The 15,797-nt window shown below is 38.8% G+C and carries 15 protein-coding genes and 1 pseudogene; 7 read left to right on the top strand and 9 right to left on the bottom strand.

The annotated features are described in order from the left end of the window. Window positions 1-128: 128 nt before the first annotated feature. Window positions 129-701, bottom strand: coding sequence for a peptidylprolyl isomerase (locus D9K81_RS15825; RefSeq protein WP_120375806.1), 573 nt, complete (start codon window positions 699-701; stop codon window positions 129-131). Between the two features lie 90 nt (window positions 702-791). On the opposite strand from D9K81_RS15825, the gene D9K81_RS15820 reads away from it, so the two are divergent. After that, entirely contained in the window at window positions 792-1,463 is a 672-nt protein-coding gene (locus D9K81_RS15820; RefSeq protein WP_120375804.1) for an acetoacetate decarboxylase family protein, read from the top strand. A gap of 25 nt (window positions 1,464-1,488) precedes the next feature. Here D9K81_RS15820 and D9K81_RS15815 read toward each other — a convergent pair whose 3' ends face one another. Then, entirely contained in the window at window positions 1,489-2,562 is a 1,074-nt protein-coding gene (locus D9K81_RS15815) for an alpha/beta hydrolase (RefSeq protein WP_120375803.1), read from the bottom strand. Window positions 2,563-2,760: 198 nt separating this feature from the next. On the opposite strand from D9K81_RS15815, the gene D9K81_RS15810 reads away from it, so the two are divergent. Beyond that, window positions 2,761-3,225, top strand: a complete 465-nt coding sequence (locus D9K81_RS15810) for a hypothetical protein (protein ID WP_120375802.1) — start codon at window positions 2,761-2,763, stop codon at window positions 3,223-3,225. A 245-nt stretch (window positions 3,226-3,470) separates the two neighbouring features. Here D9K81_RS15810 and D9K81_RS15805 read toward each other — a convergent pair whose 3' ends face one another. After that, complete coding sequence (locus D9K81_RS15805) at window positions 3,471-3,704, bottom strand: hypothetical protein (protein ID WP_120375801.1); 234 nt, start codon at window positions 3,702-3,704, stop codon at window positions 3,471-3,473. Between the two features lie 804 nt (window positions 3,705-4,508). Between D9K81_RS15805 and grpE the strand changes: the two genes are divergently transcribed. From grpE to D9K81_RS15780, 4 genes are all read left to right on the top strand, one after another. Next, a complete protein-coding gene (gene grpE / locus D9K81_RS15795; protein WP_120375799.1) occupies window positions 4,509-5,048 on the top strand; it encodes a nucleotide exchange factor GrpE in 540 nt (179 codons plus the stop codon). 155 nt (window positions 5,049-5,203) lie between these two features. Then, window positions 5,204-7,150, top strand: a complete 1,947-nt coding sequence (dnaK, locus tag D9K81_RS15790; protein ID WP_120375798.1) for a molecular chaperone DnaK — start codon at window positions 5,204-5,206, stop codon at window positions 7,148-7,150. Between the two features lie 168 nt (window positions 7,151-7,318). Beyond that, complete coding sequence (locus tag D9K81_RS15785) at window positions 7,319-8,230, top strand: matrixin family metalloprotease (RefSeq protein WP_120375797.1); 912 nt, start codon at window positions 7,319-7,321, stop codon at window positions 8,228-8,230. Window positions 8,231-8,333: 103 nt separating this feature from the next. Beyond that, window positions 8,334-8,717 carry a hypothetical protein gene (locus D9K81_RS15780; protein ID WP_120375796.1) on the top strand — a complete coding sequence of 128 codons (384 nt, stop codon included), beginning with the start codon at window positions 8,334-8,336 and terminating at the stop codon, window positions 8,715-8,717. 58 nt (window positions 8,718-8,775) lie between these two features. Here D9K81_RS15780 and erpA read toward each other — a convergent pair whose 3' ends face one another. The 5 genes and pseudogenes from erpA to D9K81_RS15755 all read right to left on the bottom strand — a co-directional run bounded on the left by erpA (window position 8,776) and on the right by D9K81_RS15755 (window position 12,976). Then, on the bottom strand, window positions 8,776-9,111 hold the full coding sequence (erpA, locus tag D9K81_RS15775) for an iron-sulfur cluster insertion protein ErpA (protein WP_106986194.1): 336 nt from the start codon (window positions 9,109-9,111) through the stop codon (window positions 8,776-8,778). Between the two features lie 120 nt (window positions 9,112-9,231). Then, entirely contained in the window at window positions 9,232-10,197 is a 966-nt protein-coding gene (locus tag D9K81_RS15770; protein ID WP_120375805.1) for a putative solute-binding protein, read from the bottom strand. Between the two features lie 268 nt (window positions 10,198-10,465). Continuing rightward, the gene (locus D9K81_RS15765; RefSeq protein WP_120375795.1) at window positions 10,466-11,476 is read right to left on the bottom strand and encodes a putative solute-binding protein; all 1,011 of its coding nucleotides are present in this window, start codon (window positions 11,474-11,476) and stop codon (window positions 10,466-10,468) included. Window positions 11,477-11,725: 249 nt separating this feature from the next. Beyond that, window positions 11,726-12,741 (bottom strand): annotated as a pseudogene (locus D9K81_RS15760) (putative solute-binding protein). Between the two features lie 10 nt (window positions 12,742-12,751). Next, entirely contained in the window at window positions 12,752-12,976 is a 225-nt protein-coding gene (locus D9K81_RS15755) for a hypothetical protein (protein WP_120375793.1), read from the bottom strand. On the opposite strand from D9K81_RS15755, the gene D9K81_RS15750 reads away from it, so the two are divergent. Then, window positions 12,975-14,909 carry an ATP-binding cassette domain-containing protein gene (locus D9K81_RS15750; protein WP_120375792.1) on the top strand — a complete coding sequence of 645 codons (1,935 nt, stop codon included), beginning with the start codon at window positions 12,975-12,977 and terminating at the stop codon, window positions 14,907-14,909. The two genes, D9K81_RS15755 and D9K81_RS15750, sit on opposite strands and share 2 nt — an antisense overlap. Window positions 14,910-15,312: 403 nt before the next feature. Here D9K81_RS15750 and D9K81_RS15745 read toward each other — a convergent pair whose 3' ends face one another. Beyond that, window positions 15,313-15,675, bottom strand: a complete 363-nt coding sequence (locus tag D9K81_RS15745; RefSeq protein WP_120375791.1) for a hypothetical protein — start codon at window positions 15,673-15,675, stop codon at window positions 15,313-15,315. Window positions 15,676-15,797: the final 122 nt, after the last annotated feature.

Raw genomic sequence — 15,797 nt, 5'->3', positions numbered from 1 at the left:
TTTAATCACTTGTTTTATCGTGTGTTTCTTTTTTATGCACTGATTTGTTTCATATTTGTACATAATAAAGCCCAAACATCTGATTTTAATAATTTAATATTAATTTTTTATGAATGGGCTTTTTTTACTTACTTGTTCTCTTTTGGTGCTTTTATCTTCACACTCTGAATAACAATCGATTGTGTTGGTACATTTTGGAACATACCACGATTGCTCGTTGCTGTTTTTTCAATTTTCGCAACAACATCCATGCCTTTAGTCACCTTACCAAATACAGCGTAGCCAGCATTCATCGCACTTTTATTCAAAAAGTCATTATCTACAGTATTAATAAAGAATTGGCTACGTGCTGAATTGGGATCGTTTGTACGCGCCATAGCTAATGTGCCACGCTTATTCAGCAAGCCATTTGAAGATTCATTTTTAATAGGAGCTTTATCTGTACTTTTTTCTATTAAGTCACTGCCTAGGCCACCACCTTGAATCATGAAGCCCGGAATAACGCGATGAAATACGGTGCCATTGTAAAAACCTGATTTTGCATAGTCTTCAAAGTTTTTTACTGAAATTGGTGCTTGGTCGTTAAATAACTCAATCTCAATATTGCCCATATTGGTATTCATTTCTACCAAGGTATTTTGTGCGAATGCACCGAAACTGCTTAACGTTGCCGTTAGTGCGATAAAAGCATGTTTTAACATTTGCTCACTCATCTATATGAAGTTGTGCTTGTCACTGTATGTATTTTAGTCTTTCATGAGAAATAAAGCATTAATCAAAATGAGAAAAATATGAATACCCCTTCCAGTACCCTAGAAATGATTCAAGCACCTCCCCCTTGGAAGCTACACGGCACGGGCTTTATTTTAAACTACTGGTTAACGCCACGTTTTATTCAACAATCACACCTATTACATCACTCCCCCTCCCCAATCGGTAGAATGATTCAAGTGATATTGGTTCGTTATGAAAGCTCACCTGTTGGTGCTTATGATGAATTGTTGATTTTGGATCACCCTCTGATTAGTAAGCGAGTGTTAAGTTCTATCCCTAAAATATACGTTTCTACGCTTACTTCAGTCACTCACGGACAAGCACTTTGGGGAATTCCAAAAGAACTAGCGCAATTTGAATGGCAAGACACAGAAAACGGCCTCACGTGTACAGTCCGTGTTTCAGATCAACATTTCGCCTTAAAGCTATATAAAGCTAAAAAACCGAAGCTGTTTTATATTAATAGTCATCATATTCCATCTTCAATTTTGCAGATCCGACAATCTTGGAAAAATAAACGTTATAGTTTTGCCCCCCAATTTAGAGGGCATATTGCAAAATTAGCTGGCGTGGAATGGTCAGATACCCACGGACTATTTCCAGACTTTTCTCAGGCACGTTTATTACAGAGTTTTTTTGTGCCGAAATTTAGTCTAATTTTTCCTGAAGCTAAAATAAAAGACAGATAACATGGTTTCACGTGAAACCATGTCTTCAGCCATTTTTCTTATCCCAAAATTTACGGAAATTCTTACTTAGCTCGATATGGTATTTTTTTGCACGTGCCGAAACCGTAGTTAAATTAATAAAGCCATGGGTTTGATCTAAGTATTCTTGGTAGTGTAGCGCAACGCCCTGCTGACGTAATTTATGCGAATAAATCTCGCCTTCATCATGCAATACATCATGCCCAGCCGTCACAATAAAAGCAGGCGCCAAACCTTTTAATTTGCCATAGGTTGGTGAAATCAGCGGGTCATCAAGTGCAACCTGATGCTGTTCTGCATAAAAAGCAGTTACATGATCGACATCAACCCCTGTCAACACCAAACCATCTTTATATGCAAAGAATGAAGGATGACGGCTTTTAAAATCCACAACAGGATAAATCAACAATTGTGCATGAGGAGAATAAGCTTTTTGTGCTGTGCGCTGTGCAACCACAGTCGCAATATTAGCGCCCGCACTATCTCCTGCAACTGCAATACGGCCTTTTAGGATTTTTAGTTGCTTGCTATTTTGAAATACCCAAGCCAACGCATCTTCACAGCATTGTATGAGTTGCTGAGGGCTAGCTTCAGGTGCCAAAGGATAATCAATACTTAATACCTGTGCTTTAGCATGGACAGCCAATAAACGGCAGGCTTCATCATGTGTATCCAAACTACCCACCACAAAACCACCACCGTGATAAAACACAATTAAAGGAAGTTTTTTGCCAGGTGCAGGATGATAGTGACGCGCGAATACCGTGCCACTTTGCAAAGGTAAACGTAAATCTTCAACATGCTTGACCGCAGTAACTTTATTGCGTAGCGACTGCATCTGTAAGTCAAATTGCTTACGTGATTTTTCGTAATCTGCACCAATAAAACCCTGACGGCCTTGCTTAAGCTGTGCCGCCATCATGCATTTAATAAAAGGATCTAGGTCTGGAAATATATAAGGATAACCCAATGCTTTGGCTAAATTCTCTTGTACAAAACTAGGAAGTTTATCGAGTGCACGTGCAGCCGTGCCTTGGCCTTTTTCTAATAGTTGTTGCAAGTTTTGATTAAAAGCGGTCATTGCTATTTTTTTCCTTGGCTTTCTTCATACTTTCTACATGATCAACATTTATGTGACCATACTTGTATACAAGTCCCAACATCTGCATACACAGATATTTCATTCATTAAGCTAAGCTTATTTAAATCACTTGTCATTGACAATTATTTCTTAATTTGTGGAGTTATTTTGCTGCTCCCATTCATCAAGGACATCACTATGACGACTAAAATTATTGCAATTTCGTTGGCCACTGCTTTTATGGCCGTAGGATGTGTGGCATTTCCAGAGGATGGTTATTACGATGGACGTTATGATCAGCGCCAATCCGACCGTGGTTATGATGCGCGATACGATCGTGAAAGAGATCGTCAACGCTGGGAATATCAACAGCAACGTAACCGTTTAGAGCAAGATCGACGCAGACAGCTGTATGAGCGTCAACAATGGGAACAAAAACGCCAGCAACAACAAGCGCTCGAACGTAGAAAAAATGAAATTGAACGCCAACGTAATGAGCAACAGCGCCAACAAGCGCAAAAAGACCGTGAAAAGCGTGCAGAATGGGACCGTAAAAAACGCGAACAAAACCGTAACTATGATCAACGCAAACAATCTGCAGATCAACGACGTGATGAACAGCGTCAACGCTGGGAAGATCGCCGTCAGGACAACCGAAATTAAATCCTGTCCTTTATTCAGCACCAGTCTATAGCACAGCTATGGGCTTTTTTTATGTCTATTTTCTATGTCATAACTACAACATTACACATGTAGCGCTAAGCTGTTTAAATCTAAGTGATAACCCTGTGTAAATTAAATCACGATACACGATGCAAGTAGACAGAAAAGGGCGCCATCTTCTTTCTACTGTGTAAATCTGCCATCAGCCCAAATAATTGAACCGAATGTACAGATGAATTAAATGTTTATTGTGCTGTTGCTTGTGGTGCTTGTCCCTCTACTGCAGGTGCAGATTGAATCCCATCCATATTTTGCATACTCGGATCTGCTTGCACTGTTGCTGTAGATTGCTCTTGCGTAGCAGGCGCTGTATTTAATTGTGAAGTTTCTGGTGCTGATACCGCATCTTGAGATGTACACCCCACAGCCACTAAAGCAAAGCCTGCGAGTACGGACAGCATTAACATGGTTTTCTTCATCTTTATATATTCCTTTCATTTTCAAATAAAACGCAAAGTCACTGCTTTGCGATGCTGATTATGAAAAAAATCCTTTGCTTATGCCCACCTGCTCGGTAGTAGTTTTAAGGTGGAGCAGTACGCCTTCTGCAACGTTATATTAATTCTATAGTTAATATGTTTTAGGCTAATTTGGCTTAGGTCCTGTCAGATCTGACATCTATGCTATATGTTGCCAATTCCAGTTACATGAAACAAAAAAAAAGCTTACCCAGAGGTTGGGTAAGCCTTGAAAAACACATTCAAAATATACTAAAAGAAGAAACTTCAGCGATAGAATCTGAGATCTATAGTAGTGGTCTATCCACATTTTGTGAAAGACTTTATAAAATAGTTCTAATCGTTTTTATGTATAAATATTAACCAGTGTAAAAATCACACAACACAAATAAGTAAACAGAAGCCATATCTTGCTCTCTCTTCAAAATATGACTGCTGTTGATTTGATTATATTGCCTTGCATGACAGAAAAATGAAAACTGATAAAAATCATGATATTAATCGTTTTTTTAGATCCATTTGTATATTTTAATCTAATTTGCAGTTTTAAAGATCGAGCTTTTATCCATAAAACTGTGCTTTCTCTATGAATTCTCACAAGATGCGTAAAAATTATGATACCTCTGCTTGAATTTTTCACAGAAGCCCCGATTTCTTCTTTAATCGTGGCATTTAGCAAATCATGGCAGTTCAGAATTAACGCAGTTAGAACTGACGGCCCAAGGACTGTACATGTTTAAGAACCCATTTAAACGGAGTAAATCAATGGCGACTGAGCAAAACCCGAACTCTCAAGAATTAGAGCAAGAGCAAGCAGAAGCGCAAACTCAAGCTGAAAATGAGCAAGCAGAAGTTACCGTTGAGTCTTTACAGGAACAGATTGCTCAGCTTGAAGGCGACTTAAAGCTGGAAAAAGCGCGTACTGCAAATGCAGTATATGAAGCACAAAAAAGTGTAGAACGTATTCAACGTGAGTCTGAAAAGCATAAAGATACTGTGCTTGAAAAGTTTGCTAAACAACTTCTAGATTCAGTTGACAACCTTGAACGTGCTATTGCTGCAGCAGGCGATGAAAAAAACTCATTGTCTGAAGGTGTTGAACTCACACTTAAATCATTGCTCTCTACTTTAGAGAAATTTGGTGTGGTAGCTGTGGATACCGCAAATGGTTTTAATGCAGATCTACATCAAGCTGTAGGTATCGACCCATCTGCTAAAGCTGATCAAATTGGCACAGTTTTACAAAAAGGTTATAGCCTTAATGGTCGTTTATTACGTCCAGCTATGGTTATGGTTGGCGCATAAACCCAAGAAATTCGAGAGTTTTTGAAAAATTTTCTAAATTTAAACTTGAAAATTTTTGATTGGCTCTCATATCGGATAACAAGTAAATCCCTTTTTATTTCCCTTTGAGAAAGGGAAGAATTTGGGAATAAAAGAATTTTAGAGGAAACATCCAAATGGCGAAAATCATTGGTATTGACTTAGGTACAACTAACTCTTGCGTAGCAGTACTTGAAGGCGACAAAGTTAAAGTAATCGACAACGCTGAAGGCGCACGTACAACTCCATCTATTATTGCGTATAAAGATGGCGAGATCCTTGTCGGTCAATCTGCGAAACGTCAAGCAGTAACTAACCCTAAAAACACATTATTCGCGATCAAACGTTTGATCGGTCGTAAGTACCAAGACCAAGCAGTTCAAAAAGACATCGGTCTTGTACCTTACAAAATTATCCAAGCAGACAATGGTGATGCTTGGGTTGATGTAAACGACAAGAAACTTGCGCCACAACAAATCTCTGCTGAAATCTTGAAAAAGATGAAGAAAACAGCTGAAGATTACTTAGGCGAAACAGTAACTGAAGCGGTTATTACTGTTCCTGCTTACTTCAACGATGCGCAGCGTCAAGCAACGAAAGATGCAGGTAAAATTGCAGGTTTAGAAGTTAAACGTATCATCAACGAACCAACTGCAGCTGCACTTGCGTTCGGTATGGACAAAAAAGAAGGCGACCGTAAAGTTGCTGTATACGACTTGGGTGGGGGTACTTTCGACGTATCAATCATCGAAATCGCTGACCTTGATGGCGACCAACAAATCGAAGTGTTGTCTACAAACGGTGACACATTCCTTGGTGGTGAAGACTTCGATAACGCGTTAATCGAATTCTTAGTTGAAGAATTTAAGAAAGAACAAAGCGTAAACTTGAAACAAGATCCTCTTGCTCTTCAACGTTTAAAAGAAGCTGCTGAAAAAGCAAAAATCGAGCTTTCTTCTTCGAATGCAACTGAAATCAACCTTCCATACATCACAGCTGATGCGACTGGTCCTAAACACTTAGTGATCAACGTAACACGTGCGAAATTAGAAGGCCTAGTTGCTGACCTTGTTGAACGTACAATCGAGCCTTGCCGTATTGCACTTAAAGATGCTGGTCTTTCAACAAGCGACATCTCTGATGTAATCTTGGTGGGTGGTCAGTCTCGTATGCCACTTGTACAACAAAAAGTACAAGACTTCTTCGGTCGTGAGCCGCGTAAAGACGTGAACCCTGACGAAGCTGTAGCAATGGGTGCTGCGATTCAAGGTGCTGTACTTTCAGGTGACAAAACTGACGTACTTCTTCTTGACGTTACACCGCTTACACTTGGTATCGAAACAATGGGTGGCGTGTTAACTGCGATCATCGAGAAAAACACTACGATTCCTGCGAAGAAATCTCAAGTGTTCTCAACTGCTGCTGACAACCAGCCTGCTGTAGACATTTCTGTGTTCCAAGGTGAACGTAAAATGGCGCAGCAAAACAAATTGTTAGGTAACTTCCAATTAGGCGACATCCCACCTGCTCCACGTGGTGTGCCGCAAATTGAAGTATCTTTCGACATCAACGCTGATGGTATCTTGAAAGTATCTGCAAAAGACAAGAGCACTGGTAAAGAACAATCAATTCAAATTAAAGCAAACTCTGGTTTGAGCGATGCTGAAATTGAAGCGATGATTAAAGATGCTGAAGCGAATGCTGAAGAAGACCGCAAATTTGAAGAGCTTGCAAAAGCACGTAACGAAGCGGATGCTTTAGTTTCATCTTCACAAAAAGCAGTGAAAGATCTAGGCGAACAAGTAACAGCTGACGAAAAAACTGCAATTGATACTGCTGTAGCTGAACTTGAAGCTTCTACAAAAGAAAATGACGTAGAAGACATCAAAGCGAAAACTGAAGCACTTCAAAACATTATTATGCCGATTACACAACGTGCGTATGAAGCAGCTCAAGGCCAAGGTGGCGCTCAAGGTTTCGACCCTAACGCTTTCCAAGGTGATGCTGCTGGCCAACAACAGCAAAAAGCTGACGATGGCGTTGTAGATGCTGAGTTCACTGAAGTTAAAGATGACAAAAAATAATTTGTCGCTTTAAATGAAAAGACCGCGCGAAAGCGCGGTTTTTTTATGTGCCAAATATAAGTGCATCTCAAAGACGCACCTTTAAAACCGAGGTTTTAGAAGAGGTATCACTACTTATTTTTGTTTAAATATTATACATTAAGCCTATATTGTTCATGTGCTTGCATTATGCGTTTTATTATTATTGCTCTTGTACTGTTGTTTGTTGGGTTATTAAATTATCAACTCAGAACACATGATCAATTGCGTTATAACTCGCTGTCCGACCGCGTACTGCATCCTTTTGACACCCGTTTACGTTATCAAATTGCCGATGTCGATCCACGCTTTGATATTAGTCAACAAGAACTAATTGAACTCACCCAACAAGCGACTGATCTTTGGGAAAATGCCTCTGGGCAAAAGCTCTTTGTCTATGACCCAAATGCACAGCTCAAAATTCATCTTGTGTATGATGAACGACAAGATAACTTTAATGCATTTAAAAAAATGGAGACAACGCTCAATACTGAGCAAAATAAAAATCAACGCGTCTCAGAAAATTTAAACACTTCACAAGCATATTTAGAGCAATTGCAAACGAGTATTCAACAACGTCGTGTACTAATCGATGCTGAATATCAAAATCTCAATCAACAACGACTGAGCTGGAGTCGCCTTGAAGACAGCCAAGGGGAAAATCGTCAGCGCATTGAACTTCAATATCAACAATTAAAAGAGAAGAGTCAGCAACTCAAAAATGATATTGATTACTTCAATCAATTAAATGCGCAATATAATCAGCAAGTCGACCAATACAACCACAATATTCATCGTTTTAACCAAAATGTCACGCATGCCAAACAGCAGTTCCCTGCCCGCGAATTTCACAAGGGTGTATTTATGGGGCGAGAAATTCAAATCTATCAATTTGAGAACAAAGATGATTTACGCTTAACACTGGCACATGAGTTAGGACATGCACTTGGGCTTGGACATAACTCAGATCCTAAGGCCTTAATGTATCCGATGCTTGGCGCACAAGATTTAACACATTTTCAATTACAAGCATCAGATTTAGCGCTCTTAGCGGCACGTTAGAAACATTAAATTCCTTATTTTTTATAAGGTTTTCTATCTGCTTTCGCAACAAAACCTAGATTTCATGTTAATCTAAAATTATACAATCCGCCTGAATATATAACTGGAGAGCAATGTGAGTTACTACCATATTCTTATTGAAGTGAATGACCACATCAGCACAATTGAACAGACGCGTGATATCGAAATTTTTAATATCACAGAAATTCAACCGTATCTCCACTCGATCTTATTGCCATTTTTTAATGAGCACATGATTGAACTCGAAGATGAAAATATTGAGTTTAAAGATATTTTACATTTATCAATCAAACAGACCTTATTACCTATTCAGGATTTGATTGAAGAAGAACAAAAGTTATTGCCAAGCGATACCGACGTTTCAATTACAGCTTACGAAATTTTTAATAATCGCGACCTCAGCCAAGATGTCACTACAATTGTGTTAGATCTTTTAGAAGCCATCAAATTTGATACCAAAGACTAAAAAGCAAAAAGCCCTCAGATGAGGGCTTTTTTATGCGAATCTAAATGCCATGAAAGATTTAGATTGAGAATGAAGAACCACAACCACAGGTTGTTGTTGCATTTGGGTTTTGCACCACAAAACGCGAACCTTCTAAACCTTCTAAATAGTCAACCACTGAGCCAACTAAATATTGATAGCTCAATGAATCCACCAACATTTTTACATCGCCATTTAAAAACTCTGCATCATCTTCGTTTTGGCTTTCTGCAAAGTTAAAGCCATAAGAGAAACCTGAACAACCGCCACCAGTAACATATACACGGAGCATTAAGTCTTGGTTTCCTTCACTGTCACGCAATTGGCGCACTTTATTTGCGGCATTGTCAGTCAACACAAGTGCAGGTGCATTCATGGTGGATTCCTCTAATTGAATGGGATGTCTTAATCAAAAAGACCATAATTCAAGTATATCATACTCGAACTATGGTCATACTTTGCAAAACAAAGTTAAATCAGAGTAAATTTATCAGGTTTATTTGTAGTTTTCATCCTGCAATGCACATTCAAAGTTTTTCGCATCTTCTTTACAACGGAATTGCCATAACAGCTTCATCATGCGCTTGTCATATACACCACGTTTGGTCAAATCAATACGGGCTTCACGCATCATTTTTTGATAGCCCGCACGATCAGCAACTGGAACATCCATCCAATATTTACTTGGAATATCCGACTTCATTTTACCCAAAATAGTAAATGCGCGTGGCAATTGTGTTTTCACCCATTCACGTGATTTTTGGCCATAACCTTCTGGGAATTTATCTGGACGAATAATAATATTGCCAGTGACCTGCAAAATTGGATAATTCACAATTGCGCCTTTAGTTCCTAAACCCTTATGTAGTTCTAAAGGTTTAAATACCGCAGCTGGTGCACCAATAATATCCACCTGACCATTATTAAACTTGGCGCCAAAGTTAGTCACATCTGCACTTACGGCTTGTGCACCCACCTGCTGGACCATAATTTTTTGCGCTTCGTCATAGTCTAAAACGGCAATTTTTTTGCCTGCTGCTTTGGCCACAGTATTGATACTGCGGTCGTTTACCAATAAATAAGCATCACCTACTGGAATAACCCCGGCCACTTCATAACGACCATTGACCATGCTTTTTGCAAAGGTTGGACTGGCTAAACCTTGCATCACTTTAACCGCCAGTTTTAAATCTGGAATTGCGCCAATCGCATCTAAAGAACCTGTAAATGCATTAAATTGACGACCACGCATGCCCGTCACACTAATACCATCACATTTACCTGCTTTAAAGTCTTCCGCAATCACGGCTTCGTTTTGCCCAACGCGTAGTTCAATATCAGCTCCCCAATTTTTGGCAGCCAATTGATAATCTTTCATTAGGGTAAAAACATCTCCATTTTTACCCACTAAATCAAACACACACACCACTTGTTTTGCTTGAGCCACATTCATAGCGAGCATTAAGCCTGCACCAAGCCCGAAGACTTTTAACGCTTTTGCTTTATCCATTTTTTTCATCCTTGTTACTTTTTTTATCGTTTCATTATTGTGTTTATTTACATCTACATGGCGTTTTTGATTCATCTCGCTATGTGTATCAATGCATAAAAATTTAACACTGTTTGATTGCATCATCTTCGAATTTAATCATAGATACAATTGCAAAAATGCCTGAAAATGAGCATTAAAAAAAGCCTAGCATAACTAGGCTTTTTTGTTAAAAATCAAATCATTCACCACCAAGTGAACATTCGAAGTTTGCTTTATCGACAGAGCAACGTGCTTTTTTCAGTACACTCATCATCGCTGGGTCATAAATACCACGTTTGGTCATGTCCATACGGCCATCACGTAATAATTTTTGATATTTGGTTTTGTCTTCCGCTGTTAAATTCATTTTGTATTTTGCTGGAATGCCCGCTTCTAAGCGATTAATCATTGCAAAACCTTTTGGTAAGTTTTGAATAAACCAATCACGAGATTTTTGACCAAAACCTGCAGGGAATTGTTCAGGACGAATAATAAAGTCCGCTGTCACTTGAAGGACTGGGAAGTTAAACATTGCGCCGTTGCTACCTAAACCTTTATAAATTTCCAAAGGTTTGTACGCATAAGCAGGCGCACCCACCATATCAACCTGACCATTGTTGAACTTCGCCACAAAGTTAGATACATCAGAAATGACAGCTTGAGCACCCACACGTTGCACCATAATTTTTTGTGCATCGTCATAGCCCAATACTGCAAATTTCTTACCTGCTGCTTTTTCAATCGAGTCAATGCTCTTATCACGTACAAAGATAAAAGCTGAACCTAGAGGTGCAATACCTGCAACTTCATATTTTTTACCGCCTAGGTTGCTAATCATTTTGCTTTCATTACGTTTGTCTAAAGCAAATGTAATCGCACGTTTTGCAATTTCATTGCTTGGTGCACCACCAAGGGCATCAATTGAACCTGCAAATTTATTGTATTGGCGTGCGCGCATAGCTGTCATAAACACGCCATCACATTTGCCAGCTTTAAAGTCATTGTCTGCAACAGCTTCGTCTTGACGTGCAATCAGATTAATATCTGCGCCCCAGCCTTTTGCCGCTAGCGCCCATTCTTGCGCCATTTGGAAAGACTCACCCGACTTACCTAGTAAGTCGAATACGCAAATATCTACTTTTTCTGCTTGTGCTGTGCTTGCAAAACCAATCACAGAGAAAGTTGCCAAAGACAGGAGGGCTTTTTTCATTGTATTTATCCTTTTGAGATTTTTTTGTTCATGGGTATCCATTCATGACAAAGTTTAAGCAAGTTATTTTTAAAAAAATAGAGCATTTACTCAATTAATTCATGTCATTTTGGCCTCTTTTGCCAATTTTGATGACCTAAATCACAACTCAAAAATAAAACATATTTTAAATCAATATACTTAGCACTTTTCTCGAAAAGTGTAATTTGCATAAAGCAGATGATTGTTTACAAAGAAAATACATGATGGCTATTCACCACCGAGTGAACACTCAAAGTTAGTCCGCTCAACCGTACATCGTGCTTTTTTCAATACCGTCATCATACTGGCATCATAAATGCCCATTTGAGTCAGTTGAATACGCTCATCTCGTAGAATTTTTTGATATTCATCACGGGATTCTTTCGTCAGTGACACCTTATATTTAGCGGGAATTTCCGCTTCCATACGTTTGACCATCGCAAAGCTTTTAGGCAGTTGCTTCACAAACCATGCTCTAGAATTTTGCGCATAACCTTCCGGAAAAGCCTCAGGTCGAATAATTAAATCGGCAGTCACATTCACCACGGGAAAATCAATCATTGCGCCTTGCGCACCCAGCCCTTTGCTAATTTCTAAAGGCTTAAAGGCTTAAAGGCATAAGCAGGTGCAGCCACAATATCCACATCATTTTGATTAAATTTACGAATAAAATTAGAGATATCTGACATCACAGGCACAGCACCAATACGTTCAACCATACTTTTTTGCGCGCGATCATAATGCAAAATGGCAAATTTTTTACCTTTGACTTGCTCAATGCGATTCATATTACGATCTTTCACAAAAATATACGCTGAACCAATCTGACCAATACCCGCAACTTCGTAGGTCTCTTTACCCACTTTACTCACTAATCTACGATTATTACGTTTATCAAGCACGTAACTAATGGCTTTTTGAGCAATTTCATTATTGGGCACACCGCCTAAAGCATCAATTGAACCTGCAAATTTGTTATAGGCGCGTGCACGCATGGAGGTCATATAAAAGCCATCGCACTTGCCGTCTTTAAAGTCGCTATCTAATTTTGCTTCATCTTGATAAGACGACAGCTGTACGTCTGTGCCCCAGGTTTTACTCGCTAAAGCCCATTCTTCAATCAACTTATAAGATTCGCCCGATTTACCTAATAAATCGAAGACACAAACTGTGGGTTTTGCCTGTGCAGACATGGAACACATTAATATTGTGGTTGCAGACAATGCCAAAAATCCTTTTTGCATGCGCGTCATCCTATTCTTTTGCCGTATTTTGTTTGTTTTTTGAACTTGTTTTTTTACAATATAAGCAACTTCTATCAATAAACCTAGAAGATTTCACATATTTTCTAGAAATCTGTTGAATGACGCGGTTTTTACATCTATTTGCAACTTTCTCTATAAAGCGATGCGGTTTTTTTGTTTTTTGGTAGGCTTCCTTTAGAATAGCGCCATCTTTTTGCTGTGTTTTTAATTTCATGATTCAGTTAGACCAACTTTCTATACGTCGCGGTGGCCGTGTTTTATTTCAAAAAGCATCCATGCAACTTCACCCAGGTTGGAAAATTGGCCTAACAGGTGTCAATGGTGCGGGTAAGTCCACTTTATTTTCTGCACTACTCGGTGGAATTGAATCCGATAATGGTTCTTTAACCCGCCCAGCAGTCTGGACTGTGGCACACATGGCCCAAGAAATTAAAGCCTTAGACATGAAAGCCATCGATTTTGTATTGTCTGGCGATGAAGAATATTGGGATATTCAGCACAAATTAGAACATCCAGAACAATTGGATAATGACGAGCTTGCACATCTATATGGTCGTTTTGACGAAATCAGCGGTTATTCTGCACCGTCTAAAGCCTCTCAGCTCATGGCAGGTTTAGGCTTTTTTGAACATCAATCTCAATTGAATGTTTCAAGCTTTTCTGGTGGTTGGCGTATGCGTTTGAACTTGGCACGTACCTTAATGAGCCGTTCAGACCTATTATTACTCGATGAACCGACCAACCACTTAGACTTAGACGCAATTTTATGGTTAGAAGATTGGTTAAAAGCCTATGAAGGCACTCTAGTGCTCATTTCACATGACCGTGATTTTCTAGATGCAATTACTGACCATATTTTACATATTGAAAATCAGGAACTGATTCTTTATACAGGCAACTATTCAACCTTTGAAACCACTCGCAGTGAACGCCTAGCACAGCAACAACAAGCTTTTGAAAAACAACAAGAAGCTCGCGCACATTTGCAAAAATTTATTGACCGATTTAAAGCCAAAGCGACCAAAGCCAAACAAGCCCAAAGCCGTATTAAACAATTAGAACGTATGCAGGAACTCTCTGCGGCACATGTAGATACGCCGTTTACCTTCAGTTTCCGTGAACCAACTAAAATGAGTTCGCCACTGTTGCAGTTAGAACATGCAGATATTGGCTATGGTGACAAACTCATTGTGACCAATGTGGGCCTACAAATTACGCCAAATAGTCGTATTGGCTTATTAGGGATGAATGGTGCTGGTAAATCTACACTGATTAAATCTTTGGTGGGTGATTTAAACTTGCTTAAAGGTGAACGAAAAGCATCTGAACTGTTAAATATTGGTTATTTTGCCCAACATCAAATGGATGCCTTAGATGGTCATGCCAGCCCAATGTTACAACTGGGTCGAATTGCAGGCAAAAGTATCAGTGAAGCAACTCTTCGCTCCTTCTTGGGTAGCTTTGGCTTTAGTGGTGAACGTATGGACACCCCAAGTGAAAGCTTTTCTGGCGGTGAGCGTGCTCGATTAGCCTTGGCACTTATTGTGTGGCGACGTCCAAATGTGCTCATTCTAGATGAACCGACCAACCATTTAGATTTAGATATGCGTCATGCACTCACCATGGCCCTACAAGATTTTGAAGGCGCTGTGGTCTTGGTATCGCATGAACGTCAATTGATTGCTAGTGTTTGTGATGAGCTATTACTGGTACATCAAGGTAAATGCCGTGAATTTGATGGTGACTTAACTGCTTATGCAGAGTGGTTACGTCAAGCACGTGCTGAAATGCTTAAAACAGCAAATGTGCCTGTAGCCCCGATCAAATCTGAAGTACAAAATAAACCTATGAGCTCTAAAGGTGATAAAGAAGCTCAACGTAAAGAAGCAGCACAGCGACGTGAGCAAACTCGTCCAATTCGTAAAAACATTGAAAAATGTGAAAGCCAAATTGCCAAAATACAACCGCGCTTAACTGAGATTGAAAATTTACTGGGCGATGCAGGCTTATATGATGCTAGCCGTAAAAACGATTTACTCAAGTTAATGAACGAGCAAACTGAACTCAAAACTAAATTAGAACAAGCAGAAGAGCAAATGCTTGAATTAATGATGGAATTAGAAGAATTAGAAAGTAGTTTTGATTAATAAAAATCATTATTTAGTTTAACTAAAACAAAGCAACCGCCGTGAAATTAATGTTTCACGGCGGTTTTTAATTCAACTAAACAATAAGATTCACTAAAATAAATACTCAATATCAACATTGGATTGAGCTATTTAAAGTTCAACACTCCAGCACAAATACCCACAATCCTTGTAAGCCCTGAAAGGATGTTTTGAATTTAAAAACCAAGCACAGTTTTAAATTCAAAAATGCTCGAATTTTTTAAATTCAAAATAAATCACAGCAAACTCTATTAAATCACCCACCACATTGTGGATATTTTTTATTTTTCACGTAATAATTCTATGGATAACTATTATATATATCCACAATTTTTACACAGATCATTCTTAAAAAATCCATGTAAGCACAGATTTTTCTGCTTTATTTTGCTCTTTTTTGTTTTAAAAATCGCAATTCTTTTATTTTCCATGTCTCTTCAAATTGCCATAATTCTTGTATTTGCTGCTGGTTTTCGGCAAGGCCAATTAAAATTTTACATGCTGTTTGGTCACGATCAAACTCATAAGCTTCAAATTCGACATCTGGTTTCTTAGGTTTCCACACGCCATTTTTTACGGCATGTGCAATGCGATCATAGCGTGTGAAATTACTTTCCGTACGCCCATCTTGCTCATAAACGACTTTAAAATGCTCATCTTCATACTGCAAAAGCACCTCATAATTGCCTATAAAAAAAGCATTAACCCAAATATCACGTATTTGTTCTAACTGATTATCCATCATATCAACCTCTCATTTTTACAGCATTGTGCCCATTTTAAGAACATCATGACACAGCAATGCGTCAGTTTGATAAAACCAATATGACTATATTTTATACAAAATCAGATTCATTTAGCATAAAA

Origin of the sequence: Acinetobacter chengduensis, from assembly GCF_003664645.1 — a bacterium.
GTDB lineage: Bacteria > Pseudomonadota > Gammaproteobacteria > Pseudomonadales > Moraxellaceae > Acinetobacter > Acinetobacter chengduensis.
The sequence above is the reverse complement of the archived record's forward strand: the minus strand, read 5'-3'. Positions and strand labels throughout refer to the sequence as shown.